The organism is Paracoccus luteus (genome assembly GCF_004522155.1).
GTDB lineage: Bacteria > Pseudomonadota > Alphaproteobacteria > Rhodobacterales > Rhodobacteraceae > Paracoccus > Paracoccus luteus.
The window spans coordinates 491198-516039 of the sequence record NZ_SDEA01000001.1; the positions used below are offsets into that span (position 1 = coordinate 491198).

Below are 24842 nucleotides of genomic sequence, written 5' to 3' on the forward strand. Positions count from 1 at the left end.
GGCGACGGACGGCACCGTTCCATCACCGTGGTCCAAATATCCCGGGATCGTCGTAGACGACGACGGGGCAGCGCCCCAATCCGGCTTACACGTTCAGCAACAGATGCTCACGCTCCCAAGGGCTGATCACCTGCAGGAACTCCTTGTATTCGTTGCGCTTGACCGCTTCATAGACGGCGACGAACTCGGCCCCCAGCACCTCGCCCATCGGTTCGGACTCGGCCATCTCGTCCAGCGCGTCGCCCAGGTTCAGCGGCAGCCCGTCCTCGGCCATATAGGCGTCGCCCAGGCATTCGGCGCGCGGGTTCTCGCCCTGGATCAGCCCCAGATAGCCGGTCGCCAGCGATGCTGCGAGGCCCAGATACGGGTTGCAGTCCATCCCCGCCAGCCGGTTTTCCACCCGCCGCCCGGCCGGGTCGGAAATCGGGACGCGCAGCCCGGTCGTGCGGTTGTCGCGGCCCCATTCCAGGTTGATGGGCGCGGCAAAGTCCGGGACATAGCGGCGATAGCTGTTCACATAGGGCGCCAGCAGCGCGACCGCCGCGGGCAGGTGCCGCTGCATCCCCGCGATGAAATGCAGGAACGCGGGCGTCTCGCGCCCCTCGGGGTCTGAAAAGATGTTGTCCCCGGTCTGGGTGGACACGACCGAATGGTGGATGTGCATGGCGCTGCCCGGCTCGCCCTCGATGGGCTTGGCCATGAAGGTCGCGAAACAGTCGTGGCGCAGCGCCGCCTCGCGGATCAGCCGCTTGAAATAGAAGATCTGGTCGGCCAGATGCACCGGGTCGCCGTGCGCCAGGTTGATTTCCACCTGACCCGCGCCGCCTTCCTGCAGGATGCCGTCGATCTCGAACCCCTGCGCCTCGGCAAAGTCATAGATGTCGTCGATGACCTTGCCGTATTCGTCCACCGCCGACAGCGAATAGGCCTGTTTCGCCGCCGCCCGCCGCCCCGACCGGCCCATCGGCGGCTGGATCGGCTGGTTCGGGTCGATGTTGCGGGCGACCAGGAAGAACTCCATTTCCGGCGCCACGATGGGCCGCCAGCCGCGCTCGGCGTAAAGCTCGACCACCCGCTTCAGCACGTTGCGGGGCGCGACGGGCACGGCGCGGCCCTGCTGGTCGCAGACGTCGTGGATGACCTGCAGCGTCACGTCGGCGGTCCAGGGCGCGGCCGTCGTCGTCTCATAGTCGGGGATCAGCACCATGTCGGGTTCGGTGAACGCGCCCGACGGGTTGTCGGCCCATTCCCCGGTGATGGTCTGCAGGAAGATGCTGTTGGGCAGGTAAAAGCTTTGCTGCCGCGCGAACTTGGACGCGGGCATCGCCTTGCCGCGGGCGACGCCTGCGATATCGGGGACGATGCACTCGATCTCGTCCAGGCGGCGCCCTTCGATATAGTGGCGGGCGGCGGCAGGGATGTTCGTCAGCCAGTCCGACATGGGAAACTTTCCGCCGGCACCGGGCCGGCTGTTGTGAATGACAGGTCAGGGTGCCGGAACGATGCCGGCCAGCGGGTGGCCCTGTCCGTCCAGGGCCGCGATCACGCCCGCGCGGTCGCCGGGAGGGCGGTTCTGGCTGGCCTTCCACTTGCCCCGCATCGACGCGACGGGCAGTTCCAGACCCACGATGCCGCGCAGCTGGGCGGCGACAAAGGCGGCGGGCGCGTCGGTCACGGCCCAGGGCCGGGCGGCCCCGGCCTCGTGCGCGTCGGTCAGGGCGGATACCTGCGCCAGCAGCCAGTCGGCGTCGTCGATGACGCGGGGCGCGCCGCGCGCCTGCACCGTCAGATAGTTCCACGTCGGCACGACCCGGCCGTGTTCGGCCTTGGACGCATACCAGCCCGGCGAGACATAGGCCTGCGGCCCTTGGAACACCGCCAGCACCGGCGCGCCCGCCCGCAGGTCGTCAAGCTGCGGGTTGGCGCGGGCCAGATGGGCGCGCAGCACCTGCGCGGCCGGATCGAGCTGCATGGGGATCAGGTTCGCGGTCAGCCCGCCCGGCCCGTGGGTGATCAGCGTGGCCAGCGGGTGCGCGGCGATCAGCGCCGCCATGACGGCGGGCCGATCCTCGGCGAACGCGGGCGGGACATACATCAGGCGGCCCCCCGCCGATCCTTCCGTTGCTGCGCGGCCTTGAAGAACGCCTCGATCCGGTCGACCACGGGGCCGGCGTCGGCCTGCCCGCGCCGGGCGCGGGCGCGGTCGATCAGCGGCCCGGGCACCGATCCGGCGCGATGTTCCATCAGCCCGTCGATGACGTCGTCGCCGAACTCGGGGTGGGCCTGCACGGTGAACGCCCGGTCGCCATAGACCAGCGCCGCATTCTCGCAGAACGCATTGCTGCCCAGCGGCTCGGCCCCCGGCGGCAGGGCGGTGACCTGATCCTGATGCCAGGCGTTCAGCGTCACCACCTGGTCGCCGAAATCGTAATCCTGCGGCCCCACGGCCCAGCCGCCCGGATGCTTGTCCACGCGCCCGCCCAGGGCCTGCGCGATGATCTGGTGGCCAAAGCAGATGCCGACCAGCGGCACGCCCGCGTCATGGGCGGTGCGGATAAAGCCTTCCAGCGGCGGGATGAAGGTGTGATCCTCATACGCGCCGTGGCGCGACCCGGTGATCAGCCACCCGTCCGCGTCGTGGACGGTGGCAGGAAACTGCATCGCTTCGACGTGATAGCTGTCGAAGTCAAAGCCCCGCCCGGCCAGCAGCCGCACGAACATGTCGTCATAATCGCCGACCTCGCCGCGGATGACCTCGGGCGACTGGCCGCATTTCAGGATGCCGATCCGCATCGAAGACTCGCTGGTTTGTTCGGCGACACGTTAGGCGCGGGGCAGGGGGCGCCGCAAGGGGGGCGTCTGCGCCAAAGGGCCGGGTGGCTGTCGGCGCGTCCGCCGTGATAGCGTGCCGCCGAACGAACAGGAGAGATGCCCATGCCCGGACTGCGCCCCGACGTCGATCCCGACGGTCTGCTGGAGTTTTCGGTGGTGTTCACCGACCGCAGCCTGAACCACATGTCGCAGCGGTTCCAGCAGGTGATGCGCGACATCTCGGCCACCGCGACCGAGGTCTATGGCGCGGCGGCCGTGGCGCTGGTGCCCGGCGGCGGCACCTGCGCGATGGAATCGGTGGCGCGGCAGTTCGGGCGCGACGCCCATGCGCTGATCGTGCGCAACGGCTGGTTTTCCTATCGCTGGACGCAGATATTCGAGGCCGGCGGCTTCGCCCGCGACACCACGGTCGTGATGGCGCGCCCGGCCGGGAACGATCCCCGCCCCGCCTATGCCCCTCCGCCCATCGAGGAGGTGACGGCCCGCATCCGCGAGACCCGCCCCGACGCGGTGTTCGCGCCCCATGTCGAGACCTCGGCCGGGCTGATCCTGCCCGACGACTATATCGCGGCGCTGGCCGATGCCGCGCACGAGGTCGGCGCGCTGATGGTGCTGGACTGCATCGCCTCGGGCGCGATCTGGGTGGACATGGCCGCGACCGGCGTCGACGTGCTGATCTCGGCCCCGCAAAAGGGGTGGAGCGCGTCGCCCTCGGCCGGGATGGTGATGCTGTCGGACCGCGCGGTCCAGCGGCTTGACGCGACGGTCAGCGACAGCTTTGCGCTGGACCTGAAGAAATGGCGGTCGATCATGGCGGCCTATGAGGGCGGCGGGCACGCCTATCACGCGACGCTGCCGACCGACGCGCTGGTCGGGCTGCGCGACGCGATGGCCGAGACGCGCGACATGGGGCTGGACGCCGCGCGCGACGCGCAGCAGCGGCTGGGCCGCGCCGTCCGGGACGAGCTGGCGCGGCGCGGCATCCGGTCCGTCGCCGCGGACGGGTTCGGCGCGCCGGGCGTGGTGGTCAGCTATACAGACGACCCCGACATCCAGAACGGCCGCAAGTTCGCCGCCCAAGGCATGCAGATCGCCGCGGGCGTGCCCCTGCAGGTCGGCGAGGGCGCGGATTTCCGCACCTTCCGGCTGGGGTTGTTCGGGCTGGACAAGCTGCGCGACGTGGACGCCACGATGGCCCGCCTGACGGCGGTGCTGGACCGCGTGCTGTAAACCGGCGCCGGGCGCGCCGCTGCGGGGCGCCCGGCATCCCCGGCTCAGACCGTGTCCAGATACAGCTCGACCGTCTCCTCGTCCGACAGCTCGGCCATATAGTGCAGCTCCTGCCGCTTGGTCATCACCAGGTTCCCGATCAGGTGATCGGGAAAGATGCGGCGGATCTGGGGGCTTGTCTCGAACGCGTCGATGGCCGCGCCCCAGTCGGTGGGCAGCTGCGCCAGCCCTTGGTCATAGGCGTTGCCGGTGATCGGGGGTGGGCAGTCGGCCCGATCCTCGATCCCGTTCAGCGCCGCGCCCAGGATGGCGGCGACCGTCAGATAGGGGTTCACGTCGCCGCCCGGCGTGCGGTGTTCGATCCGCCGCGCCTTGGGGCCGGACGAGGGGATGCGGATCGCCGAGGTGCGGTTCTCATACGCCCAGCCGATCCCCGTCGGCGCGTGGGCGTTCGGCACCAGCCGGTCATAGCTGTTCTCGTGCGGCGCAAACAGCAGCGTCGAACCCGGCATCGCCTCCAGGCAGCCCGCGACCGCGTGGCGCAGCACATCCGACCCGGCGTTCGTTCCGTCGTCGAAAATGTTCCGGCCGCGCGCGTCCAGCACCGAGAAATGCATGTGCATCCCCGATCCGTTGAACAGCTCATAGGGCTTGGCCATGAACGACCCGGCAAAGCCGAAGCGGCGCGCCAGCCCCTTGACCAGCTGCTTGAACAGCCAGGCGTCGTCCGCCGCCTTCAGCGGGTCGGGCTGGTGCATCATGTTGATCTCGAACTGCCCCGGCGCGGCCTCGGAAATGGCGGTGTCGGCGGGGATGTCCATCGCCTCGCACGCTTCGTAAAGCGCGGTGAAAAAGCGGTCGAACGCGTCCAGCGCGCGCAGGGACAGGGTTTCCGCCCCGGTGCGGCGCTTGCCCGACCGGGGGCTGCGCGGCACCCGCAGGTCGCTGCCGGAATCGTCGATCAGGAAGAACTCAAGCTCGGTCGCCACCACGGCGGTCAGCCCGGCCGCCTTGTAGCGTTCGACCACCCGCGCCAGCGCCTGCCGGGGATCGCCGTCATAGGGGCGTCCGTCGGGGTGGAACATCCAGATCGGCAGCAGGCCGGACGGCGCATCAAGCCAGGGCATCGGCATGAAGCCGCGTTCCGTCGGCATCAGCAGCGCGTCGGGGTCGCCCGCCTTGAACACAAGGGGGCTGTTCTCGACGTCCTCGCCCCAGATGTCCATGTTCAGGACGGAATACGGGAACTTGGTTCCCTCGGTCAAAAGCTTGTCGGCAAAGCGGGCCGGGATGCGTTTGCCGCGCGCGACGCCGTTCAGATCGGCGGCCGCCACGCGGATCGTCTTTACCTCGGGATGTTCCCTCAGCCAGTCCATGTGTCACCTGATGATGTTCGGCCGATAGCGCAGCCGCTGGACGGCACCCGGCAAATGCCGGTTCAGCCGCCTGTTGACGACCCCGAAAAGGGCAATCAGCCCCAGGGTCAAAAGGATGAAATAGCCCGCCACGATGGGATAGGCGACAAAGGGGTTAAAGGTCTTGTCCGCGAAATAGCTGGCGTAATACAGGCTGTCGCCCTTTTGCTGGAACGCCGGAAAGCCCGAGAAATAGACCAGCGTCGTGGCGTGGAACAGGAAGATCGCCTCGTTGGTATAGGCGGGCCAGGCCAGCCGCATCATCGTCGGCCAGACGATGCGCCGGAACCGCGCCCAGCCGGTCAGGCCATAGGCGTCCGCGGCCTCGAGATCGCCCTTGGGCACGTTGCGCAGCGCGCCGTGAAAGATCTCGGCCGAATAGGCGGCGGTGTTCAGGGTCAGCACGATCAGCGCGCCCGCCCAGGCGCGCGCCAGCCAGCCGGTGGGCAGCGTCACACCCAGAAACGACAGCCCGTCGCGCGGCAGCAACACCAGCGCCGAATAGGCCAGGAAGAACTGGATGAACAGCGGGCTGCCGCGAAAGACAAAGATGAACGCCTCGGCCGGGCGGCGGACCCAGGGGTTGCGGCTGGCCTTTCCCAGCGCCAGCGCGTTGGCCAGCACGAACCCGGCCGCCAGCGCCAGCGCGCCGAAATAGATGTTCCAGATCAGCCCCGACCCGATCAGCGTGACTTGCTGGCACAGGGTGAAATCGCTGCGCGGCAGCAGCCGTTCGCCGATGCCGATCGCGCGCAACCCGTAATCGGCGATGGTCTGCAGGCACTGGTTCATGCGGGCGTCCCGGTCTTGCGCAGCGCCTCGCCGGCCAGGGTGGCCTGCCCGCGCGAAAGCCGCGCGGCCACCCGGTCGATCAGCCGCTGCGAGACCCAGGTCATCAGCAGATAGAAGACCAGCAGCGCCAGGAAATACCACACCCGCCAGTCGCCGTGGGGATAGGCATAGGTGGTGGTCTTGGACCCGCCCAGCTCGCGCGCCCAATAGACGATGTCCTCGACCCCCAGAAGGAACAGCAGCGGCGTCGCCTTGACCAGGATCATCCACAGGTTCGACAGGCCCGGCAGGGCATAGGTCCACATCTGCGGGATCAGGATGCGCCGGTCGATCTGGCGCGGGGTCATGCCATAGGCCTCGGCTGTTTCCAGCTGCGCGCGGGGCACCGCCCCCATCGCGCCATAAAGGACGTTGGCGGCGAACGCGCCGAAGACAAAGGCAAAGGCCGCCACCGCCAGCCCGACGCCATACAGGTCATGCACCCATTCCGGGCTGACCGATAGCGGCATCTTGGCGGGCGCGCAGACGACGAACTCGTTGCCCTGCCGGACCGGCACCGAGGGATCGCACAGGAACCGCGAACGCAGCCACTCGATCCCCTGATCCAGCGCGATGGGCACGAAAAGGAAGAACACGATGTCCGGGACGCCCCGCACGATGGCGGCATAGCCGCGCCCCAGCCAGCGCAGCGGCGCGATCTGCGACCGCGCGGCCAGCGCGCCAAGGAACCCCAGCAGCAAGGCCAGCGGCGCGGTCAGCACCAGCAGCAGCAGCACCGTTCCGAACGACCCATAGAACAGCAGGTGCGTCCCCGAGGTGAGGTAGCACAGCATCCAGTTCAGGCCGTTCAGGGCACTGGGATCGGCGCATTGGGCGAACATCGGTGCGTCGCCGCCACCCCGCGCGGGGCGGCGGCTTTCCGTTCAGGGCATCAGTTCGACGGCTGCGCCGGCGCGGCGGCAGCGTCGGACGTCACAGCGTCGGCCCCGGCAGCGTCGCCCCCGGTGGCGTCGCCGGCAAAGGTCTTGGCCTCGGCCCCCAGCCACTTGACGATCATCGCGTCCAGCGTGCCGTCGGCTTTCATGTCGGCGATGGCCTTGTCAAAGCGCGCCTTCAGCTCGGTGTCGGACTGGCGCATCCCGATGCCCAGACCCTCGCCCACGACCACCCGGTCCTGGCCCTCGACCCAGACCAGCTCATCCGAGTCGCGCTCGAACGGGACGAGGAAGTCGCGGTCGGCGAACACCGCCTCGGCCTCGCCGTTGCGGACGGCGGCGATGGCCTCCTCGCCGGTGGCGAACTCGATCAGCGTCGCGCCGGATTCGGCGACGAATCCGGCCTGAATGGTGTTCGTCTGCGCGGCCACCACGCCGGCAATGTCGGCGTCCGGCGTCAGCGCCAGATAGGCCGAGGGCGGGGGCGGCGTATAGGCGTCCGAAAAGGCGATCGACTTCCTGCGCTCGTCGGTGATGTTCATCCCCGCCATGATCGTGTCATAGTTCGAGCTGACGAGGTTCGGGATGATCGAGTCCCAGTCGTTGCGGACCCAGGTGCATTCCGCGCCGATACGCTTGCACAGCTCGTTGCCCAGCTCGATCTCGAAGCCGTCCACATCGCCTTTTTCATTGACGAAGTTGTAGGGAGGATAGGCGCCCTCGGTGCCCATGCGCAGCGGCTCGGCAAGCGCCGCGCCGGCGGTCAGCGCCAGAACGGCGGCGGCGGTCAGCAGGTTCTTCATCGTGGTCTCCCGTTGGTCATGTCTCAGGCGACCGTGGTCGCGTTGAGGAATTGGCGCAACCGGTCGGTCCGGGGTGCGCGGAAAATCTGGTCGGGCGGCCCCTGCTCCTCGATCCGGCCCTGATGCAGGAACACGACATGATCGCTGACATCGGCGGCCAGCCGCATGTCGTGGGTGACCAGGATCATCGTGCGATGTTCGGCCGCCAGATCCTTGATCACCTTGACGACCTCTTGCTGCAACTCGGGGTCGAGGGCGCTGGTCGGCTCGTCGAACAGCAGCGCGCGGGGTTCCATGCACAGCGCGCGGGCGATGGCGGCGCGCTGCTGCTGGCCGCCGGACAGCTGCGCGGGCCAGGCGTCCGCCTTGTCGCCGATGCCGACCTTGGCCAGCAACGCGCGGGCGCGGGCCTCGACCTGGGCCGGGGGCTGACCCAGCACGGTGACGGGCGCCTCGGTCACGTTCTGCAGGATGGTCAGGTGCGACCACAGGTTGAACTGCTGGAACACCATCGACAGGTTGGTGCGGATGCGCGTGACCTGCGTCCGGTCGGCGGGCGTCCGCTGGGCGCCGGTGCCGGTCCAGCGCACCGGCTCGCCCTCGAACAGGATGTCGCCGGCCTGACTGTTTTCCAACAGGTTGCAGCAGCGCAGCAGCGTGGATTTCCCCGACCCCGACGATCCGATCAGCGTCACGACATGGCCGCGCGGCGCGGTCATGTCGACGCCCTTCAAGACCTGAAGCGGGCCATAGGCCTTGTGCAGGCCGCGGATCTGGATGACCGGCGGACCGCTGTCGGCAGAAACCGGGCTGGGGTTCGGAAGAACGGCGTCAACGGTCATGATCGGGTCATCTGGCGCGATTCCGGGCCGGATTGCAACGGTGTCGTGACGCCGATGCCGCCGGGGCAAGCGCCGGCAGCGGTCAGGCCTGACCGCCCACCGCGGCCGGGCCCAGATGGTCGGGCTGTCCGTCGCGCTCACGCTCGACCCGTTGGCGCGCGGTCGCACTTTCCACGTCGCTGACGCCCAGCAGGTTGGCCGCCAGCCGGACGGCCGCGTCCTCCTCGGGGCTGCGGTGGCCGTCGGCCAGCGCCACGTCCCACAGGGCGCCGATCACCTCGACCCGGCGTTCCAGCGGGATGCGGTCCTTGATGGCGCGGGTGAACCGGACCGTGTCGGGGGCCTCGGCCTCGATCATCTCGGCGGCGGCGCGGCGGTCGGCGGCGGCCGAGGCGTCCAGATGGCGCCGATGCGCCAGCAGGTGATCGATGCGCGCCCGTTCGGCCGCGCCATAGCGTTCGTCCGCCCGCGCGACGCGCACCAGAAGGGCTGCGACGGCAAGTTCGGCGTCATCGGGCGCCAGCGACTGGTCCGGCGCGTCCTGCGAAAAAAGGCGAGTCAACAGGTTACGAAACATGACACCATTTCAGCCAAGTAGGGTGGCGGACGCAAGATGGCGCGTTTGAACGAACGTCAATCGTGATCGGGCGCATCCCAACCCGCAAAGATCGCCAGATCGGCGGTGCTGCACGGCAGTCGCAGCGCCATCGCCCGGCGATATTCGGGGCTGTCATAACACGCGTGCGCAGCCTGGACAGTGGGAAACTCGATCACCACGGTCCGGCCGGGCATCGCGCCCTCGGCCACCCGCGCCTCGCCGCCGCGGACCAAGAACCGGCCGCCGTATTTCTGGAACGCGGCCGCGTTGGCCTGGCGATAGGCGTCATAGGCGGCGGGATCGTCCACCGTCACATGCGCCACCCAGTAACCTTTCGGCATCAGTATCTCTCCGGCACATACAGGTCGCGCGGCAGCACCTCGCGTTCATAGTCGGGGTTGAACACGCGGTCGGGCAGCGCGACGGGATCGTGGAAAACCTCGGTATAGGGGATCAGGCCCAGCAGATGGTCGATGCAGTTCAGCCGCGCGCGTTTCTTGTCGTTGCCGGGCACGATATACCACGGCGCCTCGGGGATCGAGGTGCGCTCGAACATGTCCTCCTTGGCCTTGGTATAGTCCTCCCAGCGGATGCGGGATTGCAGGTCCATAGGCGACAGCTTCCACTGTTTCAGCGGATCGTGGATGCGCATGAGGAACCGCATCTGCTGTTCCTCGTCGGTGATCGAGAACCAGTATTTCACCAGCCGGATGCCCGAGCGGACCAGCATGCGCTCGAACTCGGGGACGTCGCGGAAGAACTGCTCGACCTCATCCTCGGTGGCGAAGCCCATCACCCGCTCGACGCCCGAGCGGTTGTACCAGCTGCGGTCGAACAGCACGATCTCGCCGCCCGAGGGCAGGTGCGGCACATAGCGCTGGAAATACCACTGGGTCTTTTCGCGGTCGGACGGCGCGGGCAGGGCCGCCACGCGGGCCACGCGCGGATTCAGCCGCTGGGTGATGCGCTTGATCGCGCCGCCCTTGCCGGCGCTGTCGCGCCCCTCGAAGATGACGACGACCTTTTCCTTGTGATGGCTGACCCAGTCCTGCAGCTTGATCAGCTCGGACTGCAGGCGCAACAGCTCGCGGTAATAGATCTGGCGCGGCAGCGGATTGGGATGCAGCGCCTTGTAGTCGGCGATGATCTTTTGGGGGATCAGCGCATCCTCAAGGTCCAGCTCGAAATCCTCATCAAGCGCCTCTTCCATCGCAAGGGTGTTGAGATCGTCCGACATGGTTTTCCCTGGCTGATCGCGTGGCTGCTTGAACCATGCAAAGATGACGGAATTGCGACAGCTGGCAAGGGCGGGGTGGCGTGTCGCGGCTGGCGAGGGCCGCGCCCCGGCGCACCCGCGTTGTCGGGGCAAGGGGAGCGGCGGTTCCGTCAGCGTCGGTTCCGGAGGCCGCGTGGTTCCGGTCGCGTCCCGAACTGGGCTGGGCCGCTGAGCGGGCTGGGCTGGACTGGCCGGCGCCGGGGCGGATGCCTGCCCGACGCGCAGGCGACCGGCACCCGGGCGGATGCCCGGCCCGGCGGGCGTGGCGACCGGCATCCCGGCGGATGCCCGGCCCGGCGGGCGTGGCACGTTCGGCTCATCTCGTGCGCGATACCGCAGGCGCGGACCCCGCAGTGTAGCGGAGGGAAACGGGCGCGACCCGGCAGGTTGCGCCCGTTCCGTTTCTGCCCGCGCCGGGGTGTCCGGCTGTTCGTCGCGGCGCCCGCAGGGGCCGCGGCCGCTCACTCTGCCGTCAGCAGGGGCGGGCGGTCCTTGGTCAGGCGCGGGGTCGAGGGGCCCTCGATGTCGAAGACGCATTTGTCGTCCTCGATCCGCACCCGGACCACGCCGCCCTTGGTCAGCCGGCCGAACAGCAGTTCCTCGGCCAGCGGCTTCTTGATCGATTCCTGGATGACGCGGCCCAAGGGGCGCGCGCCCATCCGGTCGTCATAGCCCTTTTCGGCCAGCCAGTTCGCGGCTTCCGGAGTCAGCTCGATGTGGACGTTGCGGTCCATCAGCTGCGCTTCCAGCTGCAGGATGAACTTTTCGACCACCTGCACGATGATGTCGCGCGACAGGGCCGCAAAGCTGATCACCGCGTCCAGGCGGTTGCGGAACTCGGGCGTGAAGGTCCGCTCGATCGCCTCCTTGTCCTCGCCCACGCGGCGGTCGCGGCCGAACCCGATCGCGGCCTTCGCCTGGTCGGCCGCGCCCGCGTTCGAGGTCATGATCAGGATCACGTTGCGGAAATCCACCTGCCGGCCGTTGTGGTCGGTCAGCTTGCCGTGGTCCATCACCTGCAACAGGATGTTATAGACATCCGGGTGCGCCTTCTCGATCTCGTCCAGCAGCAGCACGCAATGCGGGTGCTGGTCCACGCCGTCGGTCAGCATGCCGCCCTGGTCAAAGCCGACATAGCCGGGGGGCGCGCCGATCAGGCGGCTGACGGCGTGCTTCTCCATGTATTCCGACATGTCGAAGCGCAGCAGTTCCACCCCCAGCGTGCTGGCAAGCTGCTTGGCCACCTCGGTCTTGCCGACGCCGGTCGGGCCGGCGAACAGATAGTTGCCGATGGGCTTTTCCGGCTCGCGCAGGCCGGCGCGCGACAGCTTGATCGCGCTCGCCAGCGCCTCGATGGCGTTGTCCTGGCCAAAGACCAGCCGCTTGAGCGTCTTTTCAAGGTCGCGCAGCACCTCGGCATCGTCCTTGGTGACGTTCTTGGGCGGGATGCGGGCGATCTTGGCGACCACCGCCTCGATCTCTTTCGGGCCGATCACCTTGCGGCGCTTGCTTTCGGCCACGACATGCTGGGCCGCGCCCGCCTCGTCGATCACGTCGATTGCCTTGTCGGGCAGCTTGCGGTCGTGGATGTAACGTGCCGACAATTCGACCGCGGTCCTGATCGCCTCGCTGGTATAACGCAGGTCGTGGTGCTTTTCGAAGCTGGGCTTGAGGCCCATCAGGATCTTGATCGTGTCGGGCACCGTCGGCTCGTTCACGTCGATCTTCTGGAACCGGCGGGCGAGCGCGCGGTCCTTCTCGAAGTGCTGGCGGAACTCCTTGTAGGTCGTGGACCCCATGCAGCGCAGCTTGCCGCCGGCCAGCGCCGGTTTCAGCAGGTTCGACGCGTCCATCGCCCCGCCGCTGGTCGCGCCGGCGCCGATGACGGTGTGGATCTCGTCGATGAACAGGATCGCGTCGGGATGCTCCTCAAGCTCCTTCACGACGGCCTTCAGCCGCTCCTCGAAGTCGCCACGATAGCGGGTGCCCGCCAGCAGCGCGCCCATGTCCAGCGAATAGATCGTGGCACCCTTCAGCACCTCGGGCGTCTCGCCGCGGGTGATCTTCAGCGCCAGCCCCTCGGCGATGGCGGTCTTGCCGACGCCGGGGTCGCCCACCAGCAGCGGGTTGTTCTTGCGCCGGCGGCACAGCACCTGGATGCAGCGTTCCACCTCGTCGGCGCGGCCGATCAGCGGATCGACGTCGCCGCTGGTCGCCTTGCGGTTCAGGTCCACGCAGTATTTCGCCAGCGCGCTGTCGTCGGACTTGCCCGTCGCCGCGTCGTCCTTGGCGGTTTCGCCGTCGGCGCCCTGGACGCTGCGCGGTTCGGAGAACGACGGGTTCTTGGCGACGCCGTGGGCGATGAAATTGACCGCGTCATAGCGGGTCATGTCCAGTTCCTGCAGGAAATAGGCGGCGTTGGATTCGCGTTCGGCAAAGATCGCGACCAGCACGTTGGCGCCCGTCACCTCGGACCGGCCCGACGACTGGACGTGGATCGCGGCGCGCTGGATCACGCGCTGGAACGCGGCCGTCGGCACCGCCTCGGACCCTTCGATGTCGGTGATCAGGGTGGACAGGTCGTCCTCGATGAAATCGGTCAGCAGGCGGCGCAGTTCGCCCAGATCGACGTTGCAGGCGCGCATGACCTTGACCGCGTCCGCCTCCTCGGTCAGGGCCAGCAGCAGGTGTTCCAGCGTGGCCAGTTCGTGCCTGTGCTGGTTGGCAAGCGACAGCGCGGCGTGGATGGCCTGTTCCAGGGTGTTCGAAAATGACGGCACGAGTCGGCTCCTGTCAGTCGGCTGGCGGTCTGGGCCCGATTGTGGGCCCACCTGACCAGACTGTCACGATACAGTTAAGAATTGGTGCATTTCGTCCGGGCGCAAGCTGTATTCTGCGACATGCCGGCCGAAACTGCGGCGGTTGAGGCTGATGTGATCACGCGCGGGGGCGATTTCAACCGCGTCCTAGCCGCGAAACCCGTCCTTCCCGGCCCGCAGCCGGGCAAAGGCCGACAGCGCGCTTTCGTCCGGGCGGGCCAGTTCGGGCGCGCGCAGGAACGGGTTGGTGGCCTTTTCCTCACCCAGCGTCGCGGGCGAACAGGGGCGCCGGCCTGCCGCGACCGCGTCGATGCGCGCCCGCAGCGCGGCGTTGTCCGGGTCCACCGACAGGGCGAACGCCCCGTTTCCACGGCAATAATCGTGCCCCGAGCAGACCAGCGTGTCATCGGGCAGCGCCGCCAGCCGCGACAGGCTGTCCCACATCTGCGCGGCCGTCCCCTCGAACAGGCGGCCGCAGCCCATCGCCATCAGGCTGTCGGCGGTAAAGACCAGCCGCGAGGCCGGAAAATGGAACGCGACATGGCCCACCGTATGGCCGGGCACGTCGATGACCGTGACATTCTCGCCGCACACAAGCGCCGTCTCGCCCGCCACCAGCGCGCGGTCCAGCGGCGGCAGGCGGTGCGCGTCCGCGCCGTTGCCCCAGACCTGCGCGCCGGTTGCGGCGACGATTTCGGGGACGGCCTGTATGTGGTCGTCGTGGTGGTGGGTCAGCAGGATCGCGTCCAGCCGCCCGCCGATGCCGTCCAGATGGGCCAGGATCGGCCCGGCCTCGGGGGCGTCGACCAGCACCGTCTGCCCGCCGCCCTGGACAAGATAGGCATAGTTGTCGGACAGGCAGCGGATCGTGTGGACCGTGGCCGGCATTGGCACCCCCCGGTTGTTCTGGCACCGTCAGCCAAGCCGAAACCCGCCGGGGACGCAATGCATCACGACGTCATCGACCTGCGCGCCTTCTACTATCAGCGGGCGCTGGGCCGCGCGGTCCAGCGCATCCTGCGCGACCGCATGGCGGTGCTGTGGCCGGCCGAGGGGACGACCGGCATGACCGTCGCGGGCTATGGCTTTGCGGTGCCGCTGCTGCGCCCCTATCTGGCCCGTGCGCGCCGGGTCAGCGCGCTGATGCCGGGTCCGCAGGGCGTCATGGGCTGGCCGCCCGGCGCGCCCAACCGCACCGTGATGTGCGACGAGGATGCGTGGCCGCTGGAAACCGGGAGCGTGGACCGGCTGGTCATGCTGCACGGGCTGGAAACCGCGGACCACCCCGCCGCCCTGCTGGCCGAGGCGTGGCGCGTGCTGGGGCCGGGCGGGCGGATGCTGGTCATGGCGCCTAACCGGGCCGGGCTGTGGGCGCAAAGCGAGGCGACGCCTTTCGGGCTGGGGCGCAGCTATACCCGCGGACAGCTGGACGCGCAGGCGCGCGCGGCGGGGTTCGTGACCGAACGCACCGGGGCGGCGCTGTATATCCCGCCCTCGGACCGGCGGTTCTGGCTGAAAAGCGCGCAATGGTGGGAACGGACGGGGACGCGCATCGCATCGGTGCTGGTCGCGGGGGTGGTGCTGGCCGAACTGACGAAACAGGTTCACGCCCCGGTCGGGCCGGGCAGCCGCGTCAGAGTGCCCAGCCCCCTGCAGGTGCTTGAGGGGATTCGCCGTCCCCGCCCGGCCGCCCCGTCGGTCCCGCGCGGCCCCGCGCGCGGGCCGGGGATCTGAAGCGATTCGCACAGCTGCGCGCAGGGTAAAGGGCGCTGTTTGCCGGGGTCCGGACCGCGCCCGCAGGGTCGTTTTCCACAGCTTGCGCCCACGCCCGCGGCCGCGTTAGCGCAACCCGTCCGACTTTGCGCCCGGGCATGGATTTTCAGCCCCCCGAACAGTTGCGAGCCCCAGCATGTGCTGCTAGAGACGCCGCAGATTTCAGGGACCGGCCCGGCCTGACCGGCGCGGTTCCAATGTCCGCGCCCCGCGACTGACCGGCCTGCCGCCGGCCCGGCCTGCGGGGTTTCGCGCTAACCAAAGGGGTGTCCGTGGCCAATACCGCGTCTATTTCCGCCAACATCGCCGGGCGTTACGCGCAAGCCGTGTTCGATCTGGTCAAGGAACAGGGCGCGGTCGACGCGCTTGCCCCCCAGGTCCAGGCGCTGGGCACGGCGATCAGGGACAGTGCCGACCTGCGCACGCTGATCGGCTCGGCCGTGTATTCGCGCGACCAGCAGGAAACCGCGATCGGCGCCATCGCCGACCGCATGGGCCTGACGCCCGTGCTGGGCAACACGCTGCGGCTGATGGCGCAGAACCGCCGCCTGTTCGCGCTGCCGCAGCTGGTCGACCGGCTGTCGGCGCTGATCGCCGAGGCGCGGGGCGAGGTGACGGCCGAGGTCGTGGCCGCCGCCCCCCTGAGCGCCGAGCAGGAACGCCGCCTGACCGAGACGCTGGCCTCGAAATCCGGCAAGACGGTGAAACTGAACACCCGCGTCGATGAGACCCTCATCGGCGGAATGATTGTCAAGCTGGGCTCGCAGATGATCGACAGCTCGATCCGCTCGAAGCTCGCTTCCCTGCAGAATGTCATGAAAGAGGTCGGATAATGGGAATCCAGGCTGCCGAGATTTCGGCGATCCTCAAGGATCAGATCAAGAATTTCGGTCAGGACGCCGAGGTGGCCGAGGTCGGCCAGGTGCTGTCGGTCGGCGACGGCATCGCGCGCGTGCACGGTCTGGACAAGGTTCAGGCCGGCGAGATGGTCGAGTTCCCCGGCGGCATCCGCGGCATGGTGCTGAACCTTGAAACCGACAACGTCGGCATCGTGATCTTCGGCGACGACCGTTCGATCAAGGAAGGCGACACCGTCAAGCGCACCCGGTCCATCGTGGACGTGCCGGTCGGCCCGGCGCTGCTGGGCCGCGTCGTGGACGCGCTGGGCAACCCCATCGACGGCAAGGGCCCGATCGACGCGACCGAGCGCCGCGTGGCCGACGTCAAGGCCCCCGGCATCATGCCGCGCAAGTCGGTGCACGAGCCGATGGCGACCGGCCTGAAATCGGTGGACGCGATGATCCCCGTCGGCCGCGGCCAGCGCGAGCTGATCATCGGCGACCGCCAGACCGGCAAGACCGCCATCGCGCTGGACACGATCCTGAACCAGCAGAACTATAACGGCCGTGAAAACGACGGCATGAAGACGCTGCACTGCTTCTATGTCGCCATCGGGCAAAAGCGGTCCACCGTCGCCCAGCTGGTCAAGAAGCTGGAGGAAAGCGGCGCGATGGCCTATACGACCATCATCGCCGCGACCGCGTCCGAACCCGCGCCCATGCAGTATCTGGCCCCCTATGCCGCGACCGCGATGGCGGAATATTTCCGCGACAACGGCAAGGACGCGCTGATCATCTATGACGATTTGTCCAAGCAGGCCGTGGCTTACCGCCAGATGTCGCTGCTGCTGCGCCGCCCGCCGGGGCGCGAAGCCTATCCGGGCGACGTGTTCTATCTGCACTCGCGCCTGCTGGAACGTTCGGCCAAGCTGAACGAGAGCCACGGCGGCGGCTCGCTGACCGCGCTGCCGATCATCGAGACGCAGGCGGGCGACGTGTCGGCCTATATCCCGACGAACGTGATCTCGATCACCGACGGCCAGATCTTCCTTGAAACCGACCTGTTCTTCCAGGGCATCCGCCCGGCCGTGAACACCGGTCTTTCGGTGTCGCGTGTGGGTTCGGCCGCGCAGACCAACGCGATGAAATCGGTCGCCGGTCCCGTGAAACTGGAACTGGCGCAGTATCGCGAGATGGCGGCCTTTGCGCAGTTCGGGTCCGATCTGGACGCGGCGACGCAAAAGCTGCTGAACCGCGGCGCCCGCCTGACCGAGCTGATGAAGCAGCCGCAGTATTCGCCGCTGACCAACGCCGAGATCGTGGCCGTCATCTATGCCGGGACCAAGGGCTATCTGGACGCCGTCCCGGTGCGCGAGGTCGGCAAGTGGGAACAGGGGCTGATCCAGTTCATGCGCAACCAGCATTCCGACGTGCTGGACTGGCTGACCCGTGAGGATCCCAAGATCAAGGGCGAGGCCGAGACCCGGCTGAAAACCGTTCTGGACGCCTATGCCAAGACGGCAGCCTGAGGAGTAGGGGACAATGCCCAGCCTCAAGGATCTGAAGAACCGGATCGGCAGCGTCAAGAACACGCGCAAGATCACCAAGGCGATGCAGATGGTCGCCGCCGCCAAGCTGCGCCGCGCGCAAGAGGCGGCCGAGGCCGCGCGCCCCTATGCCACCCGCATGTCGGCGGTCATGGCCGGGCTGACGGCCGCCGCCGCCGGGTCCGAGGGCGCGCCGCGCCTTCTGGCCGGGACCGGGTCGGACCAGCGCCATCTGCTGGTCGTCCTGACCTCGGAACGCGGTCTGGCCGGCGGCTTCAACAGCTCGATCGTCAAGCTGGCCCGCCAGCGTGCCGAGGAGCTGGCCGGGCAGGGCAAGACCGTCGCGATCATGACCGTGGGCAAGAAGGCCCGCGAGCAGCTGAAGCGCGAGCATGGGCAGCGGTTCGTCCATCACGTCGATCTGTCCGAGGTCAAGCGCGTGGGCTATGAGAACGCCCGCGGCATCACCGACGAGATCCTGAACCGTTTCGACGGCGGCGATTTCGACGTGGCGACGCTGTTCTACAGCCGGTTCGAATCCGTCATCAGCCAGGTGCCGACCGCCCGCCAGATCATCCCCGCGGTGATCGAGGGCGGCAGCGACACCGGCGGCGCCAGCGCGCTTTACGACTATGAACCCGGCGAGGAGGCGATCCTGACCGAACTGCTGCCGCGTTCGGTGGCGACCCAGGTCTTTGCCGCGCTGCTGGAAAACGCCGCGTCCGAACAGGGCGCGCGGATGACCGCCATGGACAACGCCACGCGCAACGCCGGCGACATGATCGACCGCCTGACGACCGTCTACAACCGGTCGCGGCAGGCGGCGATCACCAAGGAACTTATCGAAATCATTTCGGGCGCCGAGGCGCTCTGACCGAAACGCAGGGGTAGAAGATGGCAGCCACAGGCAAGATCACCCAGGTCATCGGCGCGGTCGTGGACGTTCAGTTCGACGACCACCTGCCGGCGATCCTGAACGCGCTGAACACCGAGAACAACGGCAAGAAACTGGTGCTGGAAGTCGCACAGCACCTGGGCGAGAACACCGTCCGCGCCATCGCGATGGACGCGACCGAGGGTCTGGTCCGCGGCGCGGCCGTGACCGACACCGGCGGTCCGATCATGGTGCCGGTGGGCGACGTCACGCTGGGCCGCATCCTGAACGTCGTGGGCGAGCCGGTCGACGACCGCGGCCCTGTCGGCGACAGCGAGAAACGCTCGATCCACCAGCCCGCGCCCGAGTTCGCGGCGCAGGCCACCAGCTCGGAAATCCTCGTCACCGGCATCAAGGTCATCGACCTGCTGGCGCCCTATTCCAAGGGCGGCAAGATCGGCCTGTTCGGCGGCGCGGGCGTGGGCAAGACCGTTCTGATCATGGAACTGATCAACAACATCGCCAAGGTTCACTCGGGCTATTCCGTGTTCGCCGGCGTGGGCGAGCGCACCCGCGAGGGCAACGACCTTTACCACGAGATGGTGGAATCGGGCGTCATCAAGGAAGACAACCTGGCGGAATCGCAGGTGGCGCTGGTTTATGGCCAGATGAACGAGCCTCCGGGGGCGCGGATGCGCGTGGCGCTGACCGGCCTGACGCTGGCCGAACAGTTCCGCGACCAGTCGGGCACGGACGTTCTGTTCTTCGTGGACAACATCTTCCGCTTTACCCAGGCGGGTTCCGAGGTGTCGGCGCTGCTGGGCCGCATCCCGTCGGCCGTGGGCTATCAGCCGACGCTGGCCACCGACATGGGCACGCTGCAGGAACGCATCACCTCGACCAAGGCGGGGTCGATCACCTCGGTGCAGGCGATCTATGTTCCGGCCGACGACCTGACCGACCCGGCGCCCGCGACCTCGTTCGCGCACCTCGACGCCACCACGGTGCTGTCGCGCGCGATCTCGGAACTGGGCATCTATCCGGCGGTTGACCCGCTCGACTCGACCTCGCGGATCCTCGATCCGGCGGTCGTCGGCGAGGAACACTACGGCGTCGCCCGCGACGTCCAGGGCATCCTGCAGAAATACAAGTCGCTGCAGGACATCATCGCCATCCTCGGCATGGACGAGCTGTCGGAAGAGGACAAGCTGACCGTCGCCCGCGCCCGCAAGATCCAGCGTTTCCTGTCGCAGCCCTTCGACGTCGCCAAGGTGTTCACCGGGTCCGACGGCGTGCAGGTTCCGATCGAGGACACGATCCGCAGCTTCAAGGCGGTGGTCGCAGGCGAATACGACCACCTGCCCGAGGCGGCCTTCTACATGGTCGGCGGGATCGAGGACGTGAAGGCCAAGGCGCAGCGCCTTGCGGCCGACGCGGCATAAGGGGGCGACATGGCCGACACGATGCAGTTCGACCTGGTGTCGCCGGAACGGAACCTCGTGTCCGTTCCCGCGCGCGAGGTGCGGCTGCCGGGCATCGACGGCGATCTGACCGCCATGCCCGGCCACGCCGCGACCATCGTCACGCTGCGGCCGGGTCTGGTCACGGTCGTGGACGGGCAGGGCACGGCGACCGAGTTCGCCGTGACCGGCGGCTTTGCCGAGATCACCGGCGACAGCGTCAGCCTGCTGGCGGAACGCGGCCACGCCCGCGCGGACATCACGCAGGACATCTATAACGAGATGATGCGCGACGCGCAGCGCGCCAAGCAGAGCGCCGAGGCAAGGCGCGGCACGGCGGGCGAGGAATTCGTCGCCGCCGCCGCCAAGATGCTGGGCGACATGGAGGCGTTGGGCACCCATATCGGGCTGGACCCGAACCAGTCCACCGTCCCGGACTGACCGCGCAAGTCGCGGCGCAAACTGGATAAAATGCAAGCCCCGGCATTTCGCCGGGGCTTTTCATGTCATACTCACCCCCAGGACGGCGGGGCGACTCGCGCCCGCCGCAACCTGACGGAGAGTGTCCCATGCTGCGGTTCGACCATGCCGCGATCGGCGTGCTGCGCGGGTCGCAGATCCTGTTCTCGGCGTTCGAGGACGGGGGCGAGATGTGGACTGGAGAGGGCGCGCGGTCGGTGCGCTTTCCGGTCAGCTTTCCACAATCCTTCCTGTCGCCCCCGGTCGTTCATGTGGGGTTGGGCATGTGGGACATGGGTGTCGGGCACAACCAGCGCGCCGACATCGCCCCGGTCGAGGTTGGCGAGGCCGGGTTCGTGCTGCTGTTCAAGACATGGGGCGACACGCAGGTCGCGCGGGTGCGCGCGGACTGGATCGCCATCGGCCCCGTCCCGCATCTGGACACGTTCGACGTCGATTAAGGCGGGGACCATCCGCTTGTGGTCAGGCCCGGTCCAAGTTGGCGGCGATCAGCCCCGCCACCGCGTCGGGATGGGTCAGCGGCGCCATGTGGCCCGCGCCGGGCACCGTCGCGCGTCCGACATCCGCCATCCGCGCCGCCAGCGCCTCGGCGATGGAATGTATCCCGGGGGGCGACTGCGCGCCCGAGATCAGCAGCACCGGCGCCTCGATCGCCTCGATCCCGCCGTCGCGCAGGATGCGGCCCCGGTCGTCGTAAAGATCGGGCATGCTGTCCAGCACCGTCGCCATCTGCGCCTGCATCTGCGCGCGGGCGGGTGCCTGCGCGGCGTCCGGGTCGGTCCCGCCCCAATGGCGCATGAACATGCGCGTCGCACCGGCGCGGTCGCCGGCGGCCTCGGCCGCGAGCAGCCGGTCCATCAGCCCGTCCGCGTCGCGGTCGCGGGCGGGCAGGGCGGCGAACAGAACCGGCTCGACCAGGGTCAGGCTGCGGATCGCCTGCGGTGCGGCGACGGCGATCCGCAAGGCCACGACCGCGCCGAAGCTGTGCCCGATCAGGTCCAGCGGCCTGTCGATGGCGGCGCCCACCAGCCGCGCCGCCGTGGTGGTGATGTCGGGGCCGGGCCCCGGCTGCCATGCGGCGCTGCGGCCGTGTCCCGGCCAGTCCGGCGCCCGCAGGTCGATGCGGCCGTCCAGCCGGTCGGCGATCGGTCCCCAGCTCCTGCCGCTGCCCAGCATGCAGTGCAGCGCGATGGCCGGACGGTCCGCCGCGCCGGGCCAGTGCCGCCAGTGAACCCCGTTCACAGCGTCGCCAGATGGCGGTCCAGGAACGCCAGCCGGTCCTGACCCCAGAACCGCTGCCCGCTGTCGGTCACGACATAAAAGGGCGAGCCGAAGACCCCCGCCTCGACCGCGCGTTCAAGGTTGCGGCCATAGGTTTCCGCGCCCACGAACAGCCCGCGGTCGGCCAGCGCGGGATCAAAGCCCGCGTCCGCCAGCGCCTGCCGGATGACCGCATCGTCGGCGATGTCGCGGCCATCGGCAAAGCGCGCGGCCAGCAGCCGCTGCACCAGCCCGGCCACGTCGCCGCCCGCGTCCTGCGCGGCGATGATGGCATAGGAAGACGGCGCCATGTTGGTCATCGCCACGTCCATCCGCAGCGGCATGCCCAGGTGATCGGCCCAGCGGGGCAGTTCCTGGGCGCGGTATTCCATCCTTGACCGGTGACGGTCGGCCGGACGCGTGCCCCCGGTCCGGTCGAACAGCTGCAGGATGTCCAGCGGCCGATAGGTGATCTGCGCGCCGTGCCGCGCCGCGATCTGTTCCAGCCGGTCGCCGGCCAGATAGGCCCAGGGGCTGATCGTCCCGAAGTAATAGTCGATCTGCGCCATGCTGCACCCCTTCGCCGGTTTGCCGGGACGCTATCGCGGTGCTAATCGGGGCGCAATCGCGCGATTCCCCCGCCCGCCCGCGGACCCAAGACCGGAGATCCCATGCCCGCCATGACCGAACCCAAGCTGATCGCCGGCAATGCCAACCGGCCGCTGGCGACCGCCATCGCGCGGCGCATGTCGATGCATCGCGGCATGAACGTCACACCCGTCGATGCTCGGGTCGAACGGTTCAACGACCAGGAAATCTTTGTCGAGGTGTATGAGAACGTGCGCGGCGAGGACATGTATATCGTCCAGCCCACGTCGAACCCGGCGAACGACAACCTGATGGAGCTGCTGATCATGGCCGACGCGCTGCGCCGGTCGTCGGCCGCGCGCATCACCGCCGTGATCCCCTATTTCGGCTATGCCCGCCAGGACCGCCGCGCCAAGGCCCGCACGCCGATCAGCGCCAAGCTGGTCGCCAATTTGCTGACCGAGGCGGGGGTGGACCGCGTCCTGACGCTGGACCTGCACGCCGCGCAGATCCAGGGGTTCTTCGACATTCCCGTGGACAACCTTTACGCCGCGCCGATCTTTGCGCTGGACGTCATGCACCACTTCAAGGGCCGGATGGACGATCTGATGGTGGTGTCCCCCGACGTCGGCGGCGTGGCGCGCGCGCGAGATCGCGGCCCGCATCAACGCGCCGCTGGCCATCGTGGACAAGCGCCGCGAAAAGGCCGGCGAGATCGCGGACATGACCGTCATCGGCGATGTCGAGGGCAAGACTTGCATCATCGTGGACGACATCTGCGACACCGCCGGAACGCTGGTCAAGGCCGCGCAACTGCTGGTCGATCACGGCGCGACCGAGGTGCACGCCTATATCACCCACGGCGTCCTGTCCGGCCCGGCGGTGGACCGGATCGAGAAATCGGTCATGAAATCGCTGGTCATCACCGATTCCATCGAACCCTGCGAGCGGGTGAAGACCGCCCGCAACATCCGCATCGTGCCCACCGCGCCGCTGTTTGCGCAGGCGATCATGTCGATCTGGAACGGCACCTCGGTGTCCAGCCTGTTCGAACTGGACACGCTGCAGCCGGTCTATGAGGGGCTTTATTCGGCGATGTAAGCGTCAGGGCCGCGATGGTGCGTGGGGGACCACGCACCCTGCGGGGCGCCCGTCATCACCGGGAAGCGATGCGTGGCCCTGCCCACCCGGGCCGCGTCACAGCGCCCGCCAGCCGATGTCGCGGCGGTGGAAACCCTGCGGCCAGTCCACCGCATCGACCAGCGCATAGGCGCGGTCCCGCGCCTCGGCCAGCGTCGCGCCGCGGCCGGTGGCGTTCAGCACCCGCCCGCCCGCCGCGACGATGCGGCCGTCAACCTCGGCCGTGCCGGCGTGGAACATCATCTGCAGGGCGGATTCGGGTGCGCCGTCCAGCCCGCCGATGGCCGTTCCCCTGACCGGGTCGCCGGGATAGCCGTCGGCCGCCATCACCACCGTCAGCGCGTGATCGTCGGCCCAGTTGGCCGAAACCTCGGCCAGCCGCCCCTCGGCGCAGGCCTGGATCAGGTCCAGCGCCTGCGCGCCCAGCCGCATCATCAGAACCTGTGCTTCCGGGTCGCCGAAACGGACGTTGTATTCGACCAGCCGCGCGCGCCCGTCCCGGATCATCAGCCCGGCATACAGCACGCCTTGGAAAGGTGTGCCACGGCGCGCCATCTCGTCCACCGTCGGCTGGACGATCTGCGCCATCACCGCGCGCTGGATCGCGTCGGTCAGCACCGGCGCGGGGGAATAGGCCCCCATGCCGCCGGTGTTCGGCCCGGTGTCGCCCTCGCCGACGCGCTTGTGGTCCTGCGCGGTGCCGATGGGCAGGCAGTCGCGCCCGTCGCACAGGACGAAAAAGCTGGCCTCCTCGCCCTCCATGAACTCCTCGATCACGACCTCGGCCCCGGCCGCGCCGAAGGCGCCGCCAAGCGCGGCATCGACGGCGGCACGGGCCTCGCCCTCGGTCATGGCGACGGTCACGCCCTTGCCGGCGGCCAGCCCGTCGGCCTTGACGACGATGGGCGCGCCCTGCGCCGCGACGTAATCGCGGGCGGCGGCGGCGTCGGTGAACCGCGCCCATCGGGCGGTCGGCGCGCCGCAGGCGTCGCAGATTTCCTTGGTGAAGGCCTTGGACGCCTCCAGCATGGCCGCCGCGCGCGACGGGCCGAAGACGGAAATCCCGGCGGCGCGCAGCGTATCGGCGACGCCCGCGGCCAGCGGCGCCTCGGGGCCGATCACGACCAGGTCGATGGCGTGTTCCTGACAGAAATCCGCCACCGCCGTGTCATCGGTGATCGCCAGATCGGCGCAGCGCGCGATGGCGGCGATGCCGGGGTTGCCGGGCGCCACGATCAGCCGGTCGCATTTCGGGTTCTGCCGGATCGCCCAAGCCAGCGCATGTTCGCGCCCGCCGCCGCCAAGGATCAGGATATTCATGGGACAACCCCTCTGCTGT

Annotated in this window: 24 protein-coding genes and 1 pseudogene; 9 read left to right on the plus strand and 16 right to left on the minus strand. The window is 68.6% G+C overall.

Annotation, left to right across the window (positions count from 1 at the left end):
• Positions 1–85 precede the first annotated feature (85 nt).
• The 3 genes from EPA64_RS02385 to EPA64_RS02395 are packed head-to-tail and all read right to left on the minus strand — an operon-like array spanning position 86 to position 2793.
• Complete coding sequence (locus EPA64_RS02385) at positions 86–1441, minus strand: glutamine synthetase family protein (RefSeq protein WP_134724615.1); 1356 nt, start codon at positions 1439–1441, stop codon at positions 86–88.
• Positions 1442–1486: 45 nt separating this feature from the next.
• Positions 1487–2095 (minus strand): FMN-binding negative transcriptional regulator, encoded by a 609-nt coding sequence (locus EPA64_RS02390; RefSeq protein ID WP_134724616.1) that lies wholly within the window; start codon positions 2093–2095, stop codon positions 1487–1489.
• Positions 2095–2793: a type 1 glutamine amidotransferase gene (locus EPA64_RS02395; RefSeq protein ID WP_134724617.1), complete on the minus strand. Its 699-nt coding sequence runs from the start codon at positions 2791–2793 to the stop codon at positions 2095–2097. The genes EPA64_RS02390 and EPA64_RS02395 overlap by 1 nt, the downstream gene beginning before the upstream one ends.
• A 141-nt stretch (positions 2794–2934) precedes the next feature.
• Between EPA64_RS02395 and EPA64_RS02400 the strand changes: the two genes are divergently transcribed.
• A complete protein-coding gene (locus EPA64_RS02400) occupies positions 2935–4062 on the plus strand; it encodes an aminotransferase class V-fold PLP-dependent enzyme (protein WP_134724618.1) in 1128 nt (375 codons plus the stop codon).
• Positions 4063–4106: 44 nt separating this feature from the next.
• Here the strand turns inward: EPA64_RS02400 and EPA64_RS02405 are convergent, their stop codons facing one another.
• From EPA64_RS02405 to gloB, 10 genes are all read right to left on the minus strand, one after another.
• Complete coding sequence (locus EPA64_RS02405; RefSeq protein WP_134724619.1) at positions 4107–5438, minus strand: glutamine synthetase family protein; 1332 nt, start codon at positions 5436–5438, stop codon at positions 4107–4109.
• A 3-nt stretch (positions 5439–5441) separates the two neighbouring features.
• Complete coding sequence (locus tag EPA64_RS02410; RefSeq protein WP_134724620.1) at positions 5442–6269, minus strand: ABC transporter permease; 828 nt, start codon at positions 6267–6269, stop codon at positions 5442–5444.
• A complete protein-coding gene (locus EPA64_RS02415) occupies positions 6266–7150 on the minus strand; it encodes an ABC transporter permease subunit (RefSeq protein ID WP_134724621.1) in 885 nt (294 codons plus the stop codon). Before EPA64_RS02415 ends, EPA64_RS02410 begins: the two co-directional genes overlap by 4 nt.
• A 50-nt stretch (positions 7151–7200) precedes the next feature.
• Entirely contained in the window at positions 7201–8007 is an 807-nt protein-coding gene (locus tag EPA64_RS02420; protein ID WP_134724622.1) for a transporter substrate-binding domain-containing protein, read from the minus strand.
• Between the two features lie 23 nt (positions 8008–8030).
• Positions 8031–8849, minus strand: coding sequence for an ABC transporter ATP-binding protein (locus tag EPA64_RS02425; protein ID WP_134724623.1), 819 nt, complete (start codon positions 8847–8849; stop codon positions 8031–8033).
• An 82-nt stretch (positions 8850–8931) separates the two neighbouring features.
• Entirely contained in the window at positions 8932–9426 is a 495-nt protein-coding gene (locus EPA64_RS02430; RefSeq protein ID WP_134724624.1) for a tellurite resistance TerB family protein, read from the minus strand.
• 56 nt (positions 9427–9482) lie between these two features.
• A complete protein-coding gene (locus EPA64_RS02435; RefSeq protein WP_134724625.1) occupies positions 9483–9788 on the minus strand; it encodes a DUF1330 domain-containing protein in 306 nt (101 codons plus the stop codon).
• Positions 9788–10684: a polyphosphate kinase 2 gene (gene ppk2 / locus EPA64_RS02440; RefSeq protein WP_134724626.1), complete on the minus strand. Its 897-nt coding sequence runs from the start codon at positions 10682–10684 to the stop codon at positions 9788–9790. The genes EPA64_RS02435 and ppk2 overlap by 1 nt, the downstream gene beginning before the upstream one ends.
• Before the next feature lie 500 nt (positions 10685–11184).
• Positions 11185–13503: an ATP-dependent Clp protease ATP-binding subunit ClpA gene (gene clpA, locus EPA64_RS02445; protein ID WP_134724627.1), complete on the minus strand. Its 2319-nt coding sequence runs from the start codon at positions 13501–13503 to the stop codon at positions 11185–11187.
• A gap of 186 nt (positions 13504–13689) precedes the next feature.
• Positions 13690–14430: a hydroxyacylglutathione hydrolase gene (gene gloB, locus EPA64_RS02450; protein ID WP_134724628.1), complete on the minus strand. Its 741-nt coding sequence runs from the start codon at positions 14428–14430 to the stop codon at positions 13690–13692.
• 57 nt (positions 14431–14487) lie between these two features.
• Here gloB and EPA64_RS02455 point away from each other — a divergent pair, with 57 nt between their 5' ends.
• The 7 genes from EPA64_RS02455 (at position 14488) to EPA64_RS02485 (ending at position 20955) form a co-directional block, all read left to right on the plus strand.
• Entirely contained in the window at positions 14488–15276 is a 789-nt protein-coding gene (locus EPA64_RS02455) for a class I SAM-dependent methyltransferase (protein WP_134724629.1), read from the plus strand.
• A gap of 311 nt (positions 15277–15587) precedes the next feature.
• Positions 15588–16148 (plus strand): F0F1 ATP synthase subunit delta, encoded by a 561-nt coding sequence (locus EPA64_RS02460; RefSeq protein ID WP_181953489.1) that lies wholly within the window; start codon positions 15588–15590, stop codon positions 16146–16148.
• Entirely contained in the window at positions 16148–17683 is a 1536-nt protein-coding gene (atpA, locus tag EPA64_RS02465; RefSeq protein ID WP_134724631.1) for a F0F1 ATP synthase subunit alpha, read from the plus strand. The genes EPA64_RS02460 and atpA overlap by 1 nt, the downstream gene beginning before the upstream one ends.
• A gap of 13 nt (positions 17684–17696) precedes the next feature.
• Positions 17697–18575 carry a F0F1 ATP synthase subunit gamma gene (locus tag EPA64_RS02470; protein WP_134724632.1) on the plus strand — a complete coding sequence of 293 codons (879 nt, stop codon included), beginning with the start codon at positions 17697–17699 and terminating at the stop codon, positions 18573–18575.
• A 20-nt stretch (positions 18576–18595) separates the two neighbouring features.
• Positions 18596–20017, plus strand: a complete 1422-nt coding sequence (atpD, locus tag EPA64_RS02475; protein ID WP_134724633.1) for a F0F1 ATP synthase subunit beta — start codon at positions 18596–18598, stop codon at positions 20015–20017.
• 9 nt (positions 20018–20026) lie between these two features.
• Positions 20027–20476, plus strand: a complete 450-nt coding sequence (locus tag EPA64_RS02480; RefSeq protein WP_134724634.1) for a F0F1 ATP synthase subunit epsilon — start codon at positions 20027–20029, stop codon at positions 20474–20476.
• Between the two features lie 128 nt (positions 20477–20604).
• A complete protein-coding gene (locus EPA64_RS02485; protein ID WP_134724635.1) occupies positions 20605–20955 on the plus strand; it encodes an H-type lectin domain-containing protein in 351 nt (116 codons plus the stop codon).
• Positions 20956–20977: 22 nt separating this feature from the next.
• Here the strand turns inward: EPA64_RS02485 and EPA64_RS02490 are convergent, their stop codons facing one another.
• Together EPA64_RS02490 and EPA64_RS02495 are read right to left on the minus strand one after the other, a co-directional pair.
• Positions 20978–21757, minus strand: a complete 780-nt coding sequence (locus EPA64_RS02490) for an alpha/beta fold hydrolase (protein WP_134724636.1) — start codon at positions 21755–21757, stop codon at positions 20978–20980.
• Positions 21754–22344, minus strand: a complete 591-nt coding sequence (locus EPA64_RS02495) for a 2-hydroxychromene-2-carboxylate isomerase (protein WP_134724637.1) — start codon at positions 22342–22344, stop codon at positions 21754–21756. The genes EPA64_RS02490 and EPA64_RS02495 overlap by 4 nt, the downstream gene beginning before the upstream one ends.
• A gap of 183 nt (positions 22345–22527) precedes the next feature.
• On the opposite strand from EPA64_RS02495, the pseudogene EPA64_RS02500 reads away from it, so the two are divergent.
• Positions 22528–23464: pseudogene (locus EPA64_RS02500) on the plus strand (ribose-phosphate pyrophosphokinase).
• A 96-nt stretch (positions 23465–23560) separates the two neighbouring features.
• Here the strand turns inward: EPA64_RS02500 and purD are convergent.
• Positions 23561–24823 carry a phosphoribosylamine--glycine ligase gene (gene purD / locus EPA64_RS02505; protein ID WP_134724638.1) on the minus strand — a complete coding sequence of 421 codons (1263 nt, stop codon included), beginning with the start codon at positions 24821–24823 and terminating at the stop codon, positions 23561–23563.
• Between the last annotated feature and the right edge of the window lie 19 nt (positions 24824–24842).